Here is a 13,563-nt window from a genome sequence, read left to right on the forward strand (position 1 = left end):
GGTTAGTGGTTAGTGGTTAGTGGTTAGTGGTTAGTGGTTAGTGGTTAGTGGTTAGTGGTTAGTGGTTAGTGGTTAGTGGTTAGTGGTTAGTGGTTAGTGGTAGTTGATTGGAACAAACAACGAACAACAAATGACAAATGACAAATGACAAATGACAAATGGGAACCTGTAGTTGCTGTTCGCAATCTCAATCACGCCTTTGGCAAGGGTGAGTTGCGTAAGCCAGTGTTGATGGATGTGAATTTAGACATCTATCCTGGCGAAATTGTGATTCTCACAGGGCCTTCGGGAAGTGGTAAAACAACATTACTCACTATTATTGGTGCTTTGCGATCGCTACAGGAGGGTAGTGTCAAAATATTGGGTCAAGAACTCTATGGCGCCAGCAAAAAGCAACTGGTACACGTTCGCAGGCACATTGGTCTTATTTTTCAAGCGCACAACCTGCTGGAGTCGCTTACGGCTCAGCAAAATGTGGGTATGTCCTTACGCTTGCACAAAGATATCCCCTTAGAAGAGCGTGTGGTTCAGTCTGCCTCTATATTACAGGCTGTAGGCATGGGGGATCGTATGGATTACTATCCAGAAAATCTTTCCGGCGGTCAAAAACAGCGCGTAGCCATTGCTCGTGCTTTGGTTAGCCAACCTCAATTGGTGCTAGCAGATGAACCAACCGCGGCGTTAGATAGCAAATCCGGTCGGGCTGTAGTGGAAATTATGCAGCAGTTGGCAAAGGAGCAGGGATGTGCAATCTTGTTAGTAACTCACGATAACCGCATCTTGGATGTTGCTGACCGGATTTTACATATGGAGGATGGGCGTTTAGCAAGTGATACAGTACTTTAATCCGAATGGTACTAAGTACAATATTGCACAAATTCGTAACGAATTCTCTTTGGAAAGACTCTGCGCCCCTCTGCGGTTACTCTGCGCTCCTCTGCGTTTAAAAAAGCTACGATTTTACGCAAAGCTGTACTAAGATAAGGCAGACACGGGGACGCGGGGAATTTCCCCTCTCCACATCAGCCCCAATCGTTAACTTAGTGCCATTCGCTCTAATCCATTTTTGCGCGTTTGGGTTGAATGCGTCGCAGCAATGGCTGTACTGCAACGCTTAGCAAATAAACTGCGCCAGCAACTAAAATAATTGTCGCGCCAGAGGTGAGATTGAGAGAGTACGACAGCCACAACCCGACTGTAGTAAAAAACATCCCCAAGATACTTGCTAATACCATCATCTTCCGCATATCTTTGACGAATTGACCGCCGATCGCTGCTGGCATAGTCAACAAAGCAATTACCATAATTAGCCCTACTACTCGCATCATCATCACTACTGTCAGGGCAATCATGCACATCAAGGTCAGGTAAATTGTATTAACTGGCACATTGGCTACAGTGGCGAATGTCTCGTCGAAAGAAATTGCCAGTAATTCTTTGTAGAACAAAGCTGCCAGTGCAATGATGATAATGTCAAGCCCCAGCATGATTGACAAGTCATTGCTAGAGACAGCCAAAATACTGCCAAAAAGATAGCTCATCAAATCTGCCTTGTAGCCTTCTGTCAGATCCACCAAAATAATCCCTACAGCCATACCTATCGCCCACATCACGCCGATAATGGTATCTGCCCTTTGCCGGGTTTGGCGCTGCACGATACCCATCCCCAACGCCGCCAGGATGCTGAAGATGACTGCACCTAACACGGGGCTAAATTTGAAGAAGTATCCCAGTCCGATACCTCCGTAGGCTGCATGGGCGATGCCGCCGCTGATAAAAACGATACGGTTGATGACCACAAAAGTACCGATAATACCGCAGGCAATACTGACCAGTACCCCCGCAATCAGGGCATTCCGCATAAAGTCGAACTGCAATGCTTCGATCATCGATTGATCTCCTCTGTTAAATGCCGTGGGAAGACTCGATGCGGTATGCCGTGGGCAATCAAATCAACGGGACACTGGTAGACCATTTGCAACATTTCCGGTGTAATTTGTTTTTCACCGTGATAGTACAACCGTCGATTCAAGCAACCCACAGTTTTCACGCATGATGCGATCGCCCCAATATCATGAGAAATCATCAAAATCGTGATGCGTTCATTCAGGTGTTTCAGCAGTTCGTAGATATGCGTCTCAACATGGGGGTCAACACCTGCCATCGGTTCATCCAAAAGTAGGATTTTGGGTTCCGTTGCCAAGGCACGGGCAATATAAACCCGCTTTCGTTGCCCCCCGGAGAGTTCGCTGATCGAGCGATCGCGCAGGTGCAGCATCTCGACGCTGCGGAGTGCCTCAGCCACACATTCTTTGTCCTTAGCGGTGTAGGGTTGCAGTAGTTGCCGCTTTCCCAACCGTCCCAACAGCACTACATCCCACACATTGATCGGGAAAGCCCGATCAAATTCCACTGTCTGAGGTACGTAGCCAAGGTAACGTCGCCCCTTTTTAACGCTCATGCCCATAATCCGCACCTCACCCTGCATCGGTGCTAAAAGACCCAGTAAAACTTTAAACAAGGTTGTTTTGCCGCTGCCATTGGGGCCAATCAACCCGATAAAGTCCAGTTCCTTCACCGAGAGGTTGATATTTTCTAGCACTGGTTCATGGTCGTACCCTGCCCAGAGGTGCTGAATCGAAATCACCTCTAGTCGCATGTCTGTGTTTGTTATGTATGGCATATTACCTTTGTTCCTGAGGTAAATTGGTATTTACCGGCGGTTGCTTGATTAGCCCTGTCAAGGTAGGTAAAAACGAACCCAAATCTCATTCTTTGTGTCTTGGTGTCTTAGTGTTTCAAAAATGATTTTTTCACCACCAAGACACTAAGACACCAAGAAAAACTCATTTCAAGACTTACACCTTGACAGGGGTAGGTTGCTTGATCATTGCGATCGCCCACAGAGAAAATGCACCACCCTGACTCAAAACCCTGGCAAAGGTATTGGAGACTTGACGCAAGTTATTCAACCAATCGGGCGATAGCGGATCGATGAGCAACACTTCCCCACCAATTTCCTTGGCGATCGTCTGTGCCGCCTGCCTGCTAAACTGCGGTTCAGCAAAAACCACTTTGATGTTCTCTTTGTTAGTTTTGGTAATCAGTGTTGCCAGTTCAGCGGCACTGGGTTCCTGCCCGCCAACCTCAATGGGTATCATTTCCAATCCGTAATCACGCGCGAAGTAACCCCATCCCGGATGGAAGACGATAAATTTGCGGTTTTTCACCCCCTGTAAATTTTTGTGAATGTCAGCATCCAGCCCATTAATATCTGCTATGAAGCGCTTTAGGTTTGCTTGATACGCTGCCTGGTGCTTGGGGTCTAACTTCACAAGCCCATTGTAGATTGTTTGTGCCTGCACTTTCACCAACTGCGGCGATAGCCAGATATGGGGGTCGAGGTTTTCGCCCTCGCCAGCATGAAGTCTTTCTCCTGCCTCTTGATAGCTTGATGGCATCGGCAACCGCTTGATGCCCTGTGTCGTATCCACAATCAGCATTTTAGGGTTTGCCGCCTTGATTTTGTCGATCCAGGCTTCCTCAAAGTCAATGCGGATGCGCATGTAGGCTTTGGCACGGCTAAGAGCCTTGAGTTGTTCTGGTTTTGGCTCGAATGTATGGGGTTCGGCCCCTGGTGGAACCATCACGTTTACAGTGACATAACCGTCCCCAATACGCTCCACAAAGTACTTCTGCGGTGCGATGCTGACCATAATTTGCAGCTTGTCACTCTTAGATGTGGGTGTCGAACTCTGGCGGCATCCAACCAGCGGTATCACCCCACATAAAAGCATCACCATGACGACGTATAAGCGATTGACCATCCGTCGCCACCTCCGTTTTTCAACACTATTTGTAACAGACAGCGAACAAAAGATATACAGTCAACTCAGTAAAATAGTGATACAGAAATTTTGTAATAAAGGGCTTACTCATGAAAGGAGTCACTAAATGTTAGTCCGCCAGTGTCGGGGCATATTGTATCGGTTTAGTGATACTTTCTTCAAAAAGATAATGCAATTCGATTCTAAGACAATAATAGTCATTATTAGACTTTTGTAAGTATTTTTATAAAAATCCGTAACTCTAGTGCTAATGACACGATAGAGTTATTTTAATTAGAGAATTGCTCAGTCAAATCAACTAATTTAGCTATCAGTGGTAAATATTGCATGATGTGAAGAAGTAAATCCCATTTTTTGGGCATTTTGTTTCCCATTGATATTTAAAATTTTTCATAAACTTTGCTGTTTATCTTAATTAATTCATTTTCAATTGATAAAATATGAATAGATGAACATATATTTTATGTGCTTTCATTAGCTCAGTAATTGGTGATGCAAAAGAAAGATTAAAGCACTTAAAAGCTCGTAAAAAGGAATTCATCAGTCGCAGACTAAATTTACGAGGTAAATATATGGATTTAAGTATTCAGGGAAAAATTATCGCTCTTTGGACTGTGTTTTTATTTGGAATAGTTTTTCACAGCCAATTAGGTTTTATGCCCGTACTGTATGGTGAAGATGTTGCCATGCCTGCCTACAAAGGCAAAATGCCGATATCACATCCTTGGTTGATGTTAGGCTTTTTTGCAATACCAATGATTGCAATTCTCGGAACAGTATTTCTCAACTCACATCCATACAGAGTCATCCACTTTGGTGTGACGGTATTTTACACCTTAATGAATTTCTTGCACGCTGCGATGGATATGACTGTGAGACCGATTGAGTGGTATCAAATAGCGTTGATGGTATTGGTGTTAATCAATGGTATTTTCTTGAATATCCTTGCATATCAATGGATGCAATGAAATATGAAGGATAAAGGAAAAAAATTACTTTATCCTTCTGCCTTCATTCTACCCTGCGGATTGTTGTAACTTTTTTTGACCAAAGTAGTTCGCGATCGCAGTCCTTTAACAAGATCAAAGTAACGAGGTCAAAGAATCTGGAAGTTTATCTTGTGGGTAAAAAATACCACTGAAGGAGGATGTCCTATGGCAACCTACATTATTCTGAGTCGGTTTTCCTCTGAAGCCTTCACAGATCCCAACGAATTTAAGCAATTAGCCGCTACAGTCTCTGAAAAAATAAAGAGTGAGTGTCCTGGGGTGACTTGGAAGGATAGTTATGCAACGATGGGGCGCTTCGATGTTATTGATATTGTTGAGTCAGATGATGTGAAGCAAATTGAGAAAGCTGCCATGATTATTCATGGCTACGGACATTCAACAACCGAAACATTAGTTGCAACACCCTGGAAAGAATTCTTGGAAATGCTGTAGAGTTTTCACTCCCTGATGTCAAATTCTCAGTCTAACAAGCCTCACTCAACAACACCTGAAGAGAGATGATTTTCTGCTGCTGCAATACTTTGCTGTGCAGTGTTCTCCAGAGTTGTCATAGCATCGTTTAGGTTAATACCTGGTCTTATTAAGAAGAAGTCCAGGGAAAGAGGGTATTTTACTTCTATCTCGTAATTTTGGATCAGGCGACGTGCTACATCGGATTCAGCATCTAGAAAAGGTTCTTTAGTGAAGTAAGCTGGAAAACAATTATTTCCTTTTTGACAGTCACTTCGGGCTTGTAAGCCGAGTTTATACTGGTCTGACGCATTTCGTAAATGCCAAATCACTCGCTCGTCTTGTATTATCCGTGACTGGTTTGTGAAATCAGAGAATTGTTTTTCTAATTTGTCCAATCGTTCAGAAGCTTTGGAAATATCAAAACCTGTTAATGGTTTATCGTTAGCAAATTCCCTGAACTCTGCCACTAATGTTTTTAATTGGGCAAATAAATTATCTGCCGCCTTAATCTTTTGTTGGCAACTATTATAATTAGTTAGTAATTGCTGAGAACCTAAAATCGGGATTTTAGACAAAATCACGATTTTGTTTGCTTCATCCAACTTCCGCTTATAAGCTTCTAGCGTTGTGATATCTAATAATTTATCAGTCTGACAAGCCTCACTCAACAACGCTTGAACTCGCTCTTGTTCATTTTTGAGTCTAAACCAGCCAAACACTCCACCTGCAATAGTAGTAACTACTAAAATTAATGCAAGCAATACCACTTTATTATGTGGTTTTTTCGGGTTTTCATTTTGGGGTTTTGGCTGAATTTTTACATCTGCAATAGTCATTGTTAAACCCCACCCTGATATTACAAATAATTACAATACTTGAAGTAAGCCAACAATTGTTATTGTCACTGGCTCTAACTCTAAGTTTTTTACTTCTAGGTTTTATTTTTAGATTGGCAGAAAAATTTGAGGAACTTGTGAAGTAGTAGGAAAATGGATGGGCGATCGCCTTGGCTGTAAAAAAGTAGCGATCGCCCCATTAAGTAGTTTGAAAATCTTATACCTCTATTGCCAAAGTCAATAATGTCGGTTGTTTTGATTTAGTTTATTCACGCCCTCGGACTAAGTAAATTTACTGTTTGCTAAATTACAAATTTAGCTAGCAGCGAGATTTAGTTCCTCTGTATTGACTTGGTGTTTTGTTTCCCGATAGTGAGCATCTAACCAGCAACGTGGCAGGGATTCACCAGAAGGAAATACCATTTCCATCTTCAAATAAGAAGCGGGTTCTTGCATCTCTTCACCGACATGATCGATTCCTGTTACTTCTTTCATACAGGGGTTGAAGAGTTGATCTAAGGTCAAAATCTCGATTAAATCTCCTGATGGTTTGTGCATCAAAAACATAGCTATTCTCCTATGTCAAATGCTGCTAACTAAATGCTATAACGAACCCAATCCAAAAACTCATCTGTGAAATAGTTCGCAAAAATCAGATACATCAATAGACACTAATATCAAGTCTGGCTAATTGCTTACGATATGGTTGGTTTTGTTGGTAATTGGTAATTGGTAATTGGTTTTTCCGATTACCGATCTTTACAGATATGATAAGTGTTACTACGGTCATAATGTTAGTTTTTTATGCAACACATAAATTGCAGGAAACATTTACTGGTGTAAAGACGTTGCATGCAACGTCTCCACAATCCAAAATCCAAAATGGTATAAGCCTCTAATTGTGAGCTAATGCAGGCTGTTGATGACCATTCTCGTTTGTGTTTGCGCGTTGAGAATCATCCGGAGGTAGCAGGGCATTTTCCAGCACTTGCTCGATGCGATCGCAAAATATGAATTCCATTTCATTGCGAACATCTTCTGGTACATCTACTAAATCTTTGGCATTCTGCTGCGGTAATAATATGCGTTTGATACCAACTCGCCTAGCTGCCAACACCTTTTCACGCACGCCGCCAATGGGCAAGACTTCACCACTGAGGTTGATTTCCCCAGTCATGGCTGTATCGGTTCGCACCGATCGCTTGGTCAATAAGGAAGCAATTGCTGTCAACATTGTCACCCCAGCCGAAGGCCCATCTTTGGGTACAGCACCTGCGGGAACGTGGATGTGTAGACCGTTGCCTCTAAACATACGTGTATCGATACCCAAAGATGCCGCATTTGCCCAGACGTAGGAATAAGCAATATGCGCCGACTCTTCCATAATCTCACCCAGTTGTCCGGTCAGGACTAGTTCTTTACCTTGAGGTAACTGCACCGCCTCCACAAACAAAACTTCTCCACCTGCAAGAGTCCATGCTAGACCGGTAGCAACACCTGGTCTCGGTGTTTTCCGCATCTCATCTTGTAAAAAGATTTTCGGGCCAAGTAAGTCTTCTAGCTGTTCTGGATGAATCTGCATCGGCTCAGTTTTTCCTTCAGCATGGCGGACTGCAAGCTTCCGGCAGATAGTACCTAATTGTTGTTCCAGCCGACGGACTCCAGCCTCGCGAGTATAGCATTCAATCACCAAGCGCAAGGTTTCCGGTAGTATCTGCACTGCGTCGCTGGGGAGTCCTGCTTTTTCTAGCTGGCGGGGTAGGAGGTATTTTTGGGCGATCGCTAGTTTTTCTTCTTCGGAATAGCCTGATAGCTCGATAATTTCCAAGCGATCCAGTAAAGGTGCAGGAACTTTCGACAAGTCGTTAGCAGTACCGATAAAGAAGACTTGGGAGAGGTCAAAATCCAAATCCAGATATAAATCTCGGAAGCAGTAATTCTGCTGTGGATCGAGTATTTCTAGCAATACTGAAGCCGGATCGCCGCGATAGTCCATCCCGACTTTATCCAATTCATCCAGCATGATCGCGGGATTTTTCACCCCAGATCGATGCAGCGCCTGCACGATCCGACCTGGCATCGCTCCAATATAAGTGCGACGATGACCCCGCAATTCCGCTTCATCCCGCAATCCACCCAAACTCACTCGCTCAAACGGACGCCCCAAAGCACGGGCAATAGAACGACCGAGACTAGTTTTACCTACCCCTGGCGGGCCGACGAAGCACAGGACTGTGCCGATGGTGTAGTGTTCTGAAGATGGGGAGATGGGGGGATGGGGAGGTGAAGAGATGGGGAGATCCTGTTGATTATTGACTTTTGACTGTTGACTTTTGAGTTTAAAAGTAGCCAAGTGTTCAATAATACGGTCTTTTACTTTCACAAGACCGTGGTGGTCGGTATCTAGTACAGCCCTGGCATTTTGCAAATCTAAATTGTCCTGCACGGTTTTATTCCAAGGCATTTCTAACAGCCAGTCTAGGTAAGTGCGAATTACACCACCCTCTGCCGAACTGCTACCAACTCGTTCTAGGCGAGCGAGTTCTCGTTTGGCTTGCTTGTATGCAGTTTCAGGTAATTGCGCTGCTTCGAGTTGCGATCGCAATTCTTGAATTTCTTGGGTTTCTGATTCACCTTCTCCCAATTCCTGTTGAATTTTCTTTAATTGTTGTCGCAGGAAGAATTCTCGTTGCTGTTGATCAATTTCTTTTTTCGTTTCCCCTAAAATTTCGCCCCGCAGCCGTTGAACTTCTACCTCTTGTTTCAAAGAAGCCACCACTTGCTGCAATAATACCTCCAAGTTATTTTGTTCTAGTAGTGACTGGAGTTTTTCGACATCATGCGGAAGTAACATGCTGGTTTGGTAAGCTAACTCCACAGGATCGTCATTGTCTAGCAAAACATCTAATACTTCTTCTGGAAGGTTAGGATTCACAGCAGCAATTTCTCGCCACAGAGATTTAATTGCCCCAGTCAATGCTTCGATGGTGGTTGGTGAACTTCCAAATGTAATGGCAGTTTCTTTTGTCAGTAGAGGTAGTCGCTGAAACTTGACTTCCACAATGCGATCGCTAATCTGCATCTGTTCGAGCCGGACTCGCTGTTTTCCTTGCACAATCAGTTGTACCCCTCCTACTGGCAGGTGAATTATACGTTGTATCACAGCGAGAGTCGCAACAGGATAAATTTCCTCCAAGCTTTCAATTTCCGCATTTTCATCGGCGTTCAGCCTGGGAAGGGCTTCTGGTCTAACTGTGGCAATTACCAGTTCTTTTCGGGGAGTCAGCGCTGTTGCTTCTACAACCGCAACCGAGCGCGATCGCCCAGCGACAACCGGTAAAGTAATTCCTGGCATGAGTACGACATTACGCAGGGGAAGAAGTAGACTCGTTTCCAGCGTTTTTGGCGCTCCTGGGAATAAGTGTGTAAGGTAGTTCATACAACCTCCCATCTGGGTATTGCCAGAAAAAGAGTTTTAGCACCAGCAAGACACGGTGACTCTACTTTGAAGTTAAGCCACAAATGTGAGGAACTTGTGAGGGTAAGCCATAATTGATCCCCGGTTTAACAAGAAAAATGCTATGAGCGACAGTGAGGGCGATCGCCAATTCAATATTTGTTCATTTCCGTTCAGGCATGAATCTTGCTTAAATAAAAGATTTTGCCCATTTTCGTAATGGCTGACAACAAAATTTCATCCTTGCCTAGGATAAACGCCCTTTTGAACATCTCCAACCTTAGCGATTTTTTGTCAAAATTTTATTGTGTTCATTAATAATACCAATGAATCCAATTACTTAAAAAAATTTTACGAGACAATATATGGATAATTACTTAGTAAAAAATTACATAAACTATACCCACGTGCAAAGATTAAAAAGTGATTTTTAATACTAATTTCGATGAATATATATTATTACACACTTACTTAAAAAGTATCTCTCTTATGAAACATACATGAATAAAAATGTATATATAAAATTTAAATTATCTGCCTTATTAGCAGGGATAACGACGAAGTTATGAATGTCGAATTTTTCAACGAGTTTCCTTGGACACCCCTAGTATTACTCTGGTTGACTTACGCGTTTTTGGGGTGGTATCTGTCTGTTCATCATATTATTTGGGTTGTAGGAATTTTAGTGGTAGCTTTAGTGTTAACTGTAGTTTGGCGGAGTTTATCTTGGTTAGATCGCTTACTGAGATTTGGTTCTCAAGTCTTGATTGTAGTGTTGTGTTTAAGTGCATCGGTTGCTTTAATAGCAACTTGGTCTATCTTTTTTACCTTCATTCTCGCACCATTAGCAACAACAATTTTAGCAGAAATAGAGTTGCGTTTTGCTGGTTTTAGTAAACGAGATACTCTCTTATTATTAATATTACTGGCTATGTTTGGTTTAGGAATAGGTGAAACAATAGATATCTTTTTTCTGCCTAGTAGTGCTAGATATTAATTGCTTTAACATTTAAAAGTGTGATTATCGTTTTTTTACCTATAAATTTTTGAGAGAGTACAAGACTAAGATAACTCTTTAGTAATATAAAATACTTCTATTACTACCCTTCGGGATGACATAAGCTTCTGATTAGATCTACAGGTATAAAATTGCTTAGAGATTGATTGGTTGACAAGCAACAACCATCAACCACTAACCTTTTTGAACAGTATCAAAATTGGGCGATCGCTTTTTCTGGACATTCTTTATTGTCTTTAAGCAAATGCCTTCAAATTCATAATATTGATGGTAAAGTTGATTGCCTTACGGGAGAACAGAGGAAGGCTTTCACTACACCCCACCACAGACAGGAATCCGCAATTCAGGGGTTGCATTAGACACCATTGCTACCAATTCCACCTTACCATCGGCAGCAACAACCCATCTTTGCGCTTCCACAATTTTTTCTTCTGGCACCTGCTTTGTGTCCTTTGGCTTCTCTTTTCTTTCAGTGGTCTGAGGTCTTTGCTCTGTCTTCTGTGGGTATGATAAATTCCGCAGATCATCCCACAGGGTTTGACCCCGTAGAGTATAATTCGGGTTTTCTGGTAAACCACCCCGTCCACTGACGATGAAACTATTGTTTCTTGCCGTAGCAGCACAACCTGTAGCAATTCGCTGGGAGGGGTCGGTTAAATTTATCGGTAATTTCACTAACTCCCGAGATGGGTCTATATCTGGCGCGTTGATTTGCACTGTACCACTAAACTCAGATCCCTGTTGCGAGGTGGCGGTAATGTCGCTTTTTGGGGTGAGTTGTTCGCGGAACTGGATATCAAAAATACCTTGAGCATTCACCTCCACCCGTCCGCCAAAACCTTTTTGGGCATTTGCAGTGATATCACTATTTTCTTCAGCAACTAAAGTATCAGTGGAGATTTTAATATTACCGCCACGGGAACTGTTGCGAGCATTGGTACTGATTCTACTCCCGTTACGCATCATCAAGTTTTGCGATTGGATGGTAATGTCACCAAAATCACCAGCGTTAGTATCAGCAGTAATTGTGCCTTGGTTGTTCAGTAGCAGGGAAGGGGTATTAATTTCAATACTACCCGCTGCTCCTGTACCTGGGGTATCTCGGTTTTGACTTTGAAAGTTGCTCACACTGATGGTAGCACCATCGCGAATCGTTAACTTATTAGCACTGACTGTGATATTGCCCCCATCGCCCTTATCTTGGATAGCGCTAGCAAATAACCCACTACGAGTTCTCTCGCTAATGCCTACCAACTCAATATTGTCAGCGTTAATTTGCAAATTACCAGCATTTCCTGAACCCTTGGTAGCAGAAGCTATTTGACCACCATTTACAAGGCGTAAATTTTCGGTTTTAATATTTACATTTCCACCCTGACCAGTGCCAGAACCAGGAAATTCTGGTATTTTTATAACGGTGGCTGCAATTTGGCTAGGATCTTCTGTGGCTTCACCCGTAAGGACATCTGTATATTGTGCAACACCTGTAACTTCTATATCAGAAGCATTAATATTTAATTCTCCAGCATTACCAAAGCCAAAGGTACTAGTAAGTATCTGAGCGCCTGCTGCAACTTGCAAACTACCAGTTTCAATATTTAAGTTACCCCCATTACCAGTTGCTCCTGGATTAACTGGGGAAAATATGCCACTTACTCCGATTGGGGAATCGCCGATGGCTTGAATATCCCTAGCTTTCACGCTCAAATCACCCGCAGAACCAGCCCCAAAAGTTGCAGTTTGGATCTGACCCCCATCAGTCACCTGCAAGATTTTGGTCTCAATGGCGATATTGCTGCCATTTCCCGTTGCGCCTGGTGCCACATCAGCAAATATGCTAGTCCAATAATTTGGATTATCAACTATCCCTTGTACCTTTAGGGATTCAGAAGCAAAGATATTCAGTGTTCCTGGTGTGCCATTCCCCAAAGTGTCTGTGACAATAACTGAACCATCTGTAAGGCTGATGTTACCACCTCGTAGTTGAATACTACCTGCACTGTTGCCACTAGTATCAACAGATGCCGCATTTAGCAGTTCAATGTTACCGTAGTTAATTCCTTCTCCTGGTTGAAGTTGTAACTGTTGATTATTGTTGGCTAAAGCAACTTCACCACTGTTGACTGACCAAATTTCCACTCTTCCAGAGGGAAGAGTAACATTTCCCCCATCCAAAACCACATTACCACCCACAAGAGCTATGGTTTTACCTGTTTGGGTGACATTGTGTAGTCCCAATGGGCGGTTACTACGGTCTACATAACCAGAATTAAAATCGACTAATAAATTGTTGCCATTACCATTAACACGAATGCTACTGTTAGGATTTGACCCGTATTGCAATCCAATGGGAACGCTAACTGTCAGCAGTGGGTTGGCTGTAGGATTAGTGGCGCTAAATTCTGTACCGTCGGCAAATTTCAGTTTATCTGCGGTGGTAGCAAAAAAGGAACCGCCTATATCCAAACGGGCATTTTCGCCAAAGACGATACCACTGGGATTGATCAAGAACAGGTTGGCACGACCAATATCTGTAGTGTCGTCGATCAGTGTTTGGATAATGCCGTTAATTTGAGAAGGCGACCCGCCAGTGATGCGGGTGATGATATTATCAACACCTTGGGAATGGACAAAACGGGCTGTGTCTCCTGATTGTACGGAGAAATCTTTTAAGCTGTGGAAAAGGTTAGCACCATTATTAGGTTGAGTACCACCAGTGATTTCATAAATTCCCCCACCAATATTATTGACGTTGGTAGGTAGGGTGCCATCGGGGGTAATTTGGGTTTGCGCTCTGACTGGCAAGGGAGTTTTCAAGAGAAGAGAGATAGTAATCAGAGGAAACAAGGATTTCTTTTGTAGAAAGAAATAAAAAGTTTTCTGTAAAATTGTTGTAGATTCAAAAAACATATAGTTTCATCCCATTCAAGACTTGAGAGAG

General features: G+C 43.0%; 11 protein-coding genes. 4 read left to right on the top strand and 7 right to left on the bottom strand.

The genetic code is table 11. The features are described from left to right. Positions 1-144: 144 nt before the first annotated feature. Positions 145-846, top strand: coding sequence for a DevA family ABC transporter ATP-binding protein (locus tag HXY43_RS11185; protein ID WP_290883271.1), 702 nt, complete (start codon positions 145-147; stop codon positions 844-846). 209 nt (positions 847-1,055) lie between these two features. Here the strand turns inward: HXY43_RS11185 and HXY43_RS11190 are convergent, their stop codons facing one another. The 3 genes from HXY43_RS11190 to HXY43_RS11200 form a co-directional block, all read right to left on the bottom strand. After that, on the bottom strand, positions 1,056-1,889 hold the full coding sequence (locus HXY43_RS11190) for a metal ABC transporter permease (protein WP_290883273.1): 834 nt from the start codon (positions 1,887-1,889) through the stop codon (positions 1,056-1,058). Next, complete coding sequence (locus HXY43_RS11195) at positions 1,886-2,683, bottom strand: metal ABC transporter ATP-binding protein (RefSeq protein WP_290883275.1); 798 nt, start codon at positions 2,681-2,683, stop codon at positions 1,886-1,888. Before HXY43_RS11195 ends, HXY43_RS11190 begins: the two co-directional genes overlap by 4 nt. Before the next feature lie 175 nt (positions 2,684-2,858). Beyond that, positions 2,859-3,827 (bottom strand): zinc ABC transporter substrate-binding protein, encoded by a 969-nt coding sequence (locus HXY43_RS11200; RefSeq protein ID WP_290883277.1) that lies wholly within the window; start codon positions 3,825-3,827, stop codon positions 2,859-2,861. A gap of 593 nt (positions 3,828-4,420) precedes the next feature. Between HXY43_RS11200 and HXY43_RS11205 the strand changes: the two genes are divergently transcribed. Further along, a complete protein-coding gene (locus HXY43_RS11205) occupies positions 4,421-4,816 on the top strand; it encodes a hypothetical protein (protein ID WP_290883278.1) in 396 nt (131 codons plus the stop codon). Positions 4,817-5,002: 186 nt separating this feature from the next. Beyond that, on the top strand, positions 5,003-5,290 hold the full coding sequence (locus HXY43_RS11210) for a GYD domain-containing protein (RefSeq protein WP_290883279.1): 288 nt from the start codon (positions 5,003-5,005) through the stop codon (positions 5,288-5,290). Positions 5,291-5,331: 41 nt separating this feature from the next. Here HXY43_RS11210 and HXY43_RS11215 read toward each other — a convergent pair whose 3' ends face one another. From HXY43_RS11215 to lon, 3 genes are all read right to left on the bottom strand, one after another. Further along, on the bottom strand, positions 5,332-6,147 hold the full coding sequence (locus HXY43_RS11215; RefSeq protein ID WP_290883280.1) for a hypothetical protein: 816 nt from the start codon (positions 6,145-6,147) through the stop codon (positions 5,332-5,334). 315 nt (positions 6,148-6,462) lie between these two features. Then, the gene (locus HXY43_RS11220) at positions 6,463-6,714 is read right to left on the bottom strand and encodes an acetyltransferase (RefSeq protein ID WP_290883281.1); all 252 of its coding nucleotides are present in this window, start codon (positions 6,712-6,714) and stop codon (positions 6,463-6,465) included. 328 nt (positions 6,715-7,042) lie between these two features. After that, positions 7,043-9,586, bottom strand: coding sequence for an endopeptidase La (lon, locus tag HXY43_RS11225; RefSeq protein ID WP_290883283.1), 2,544 nt, complete (start codon positions 9,584-9,586; stop codon positions 7,043-7,045). A gap of 583 nt (positions 9,587-10,169) precedes the next feature. Between lon and HXY43_RS11230 the strand changes: the two genes are divergently transcribed. After that, complete coding sequence (locus HXY43_RS11230; RefSeq protein ID WP_290883284.1) at positions 10,170-10,601, top strand: hypothetical protein; 432 nt, start codon at positions 10,170-10,172, stop codon at positions 10,599-10,601. Between the two features lie 333 nt (positions 10,602-10,934). Here HXY43_RS11230 and HXY43_RS11235 read toward each other — a convergent pair whose 3' ends face one another. After that, a complete protein-coding gene (locus HXY43_RS11235) occupies positions 10,935-13,532 on the bottom strand; it encodes an S-layer family protein (protein ID WP_290883285.1) in 2,598 nt (865 codons plus the stop codon). Positions 13,533-13,563 lie beyond the last annotated feature (31 nt).

It is taken from the genome of Fischerella sp. (genome assembly GCF_013388695.1).
Lineage (GTDB): Bacteria > Cyanobacteriota > Cyanobacteriia > Cyanobacteriales > Nostocaceae > PCC9605.